Genomic DNA, 276 nt, shown 5'->3' with positions numbered 1-276 from the left:
ACCTGACCACCTGTGTCGGTTTGGGGTACGATTTTGTGTTACCTGATGCTTAGAGGCTTTTCCTGGAAGCAGGGCATTTGTTACTTCAGCACCGTAGTGCCTCGTCATCACACCTCAGCGTTAATAAGGTACCGGATTTACCTGGAACCTCCGCCTACATGCTTAAACCGGGACAACCGTCGCCCGGCCAACATAGCCTTCTCCGTCCCCCCTTCGCAGTAACACCAAGTACAGGAATATTAACCTGTTTCCCATCGACTACGCCTTTCGGCCTCG

The 276-nt window shown here is 52.5% G+C and carries 1 rRNA gene; it reads right to left on the bottom strand.

Features of this window, described 5'->3' with window-relative positions:
• Positions 1-276 (bottom strand): 23S ribosomal RNA (locus tag NNO04_RS22690); the annotation flags it as partial.

It is taken from the genome of Citrobacter sp. Awk 4, from assembly GCF_028069725.1.
GTDB lineage: Bacteria > Pseudomonadota > Gammaproteobacteria > Enterobacterales > Enterobacteriaceae > Citrobacter_D.
This window is presented reverse-complemented; position numbering and strand designations above follow the sequence as displayed.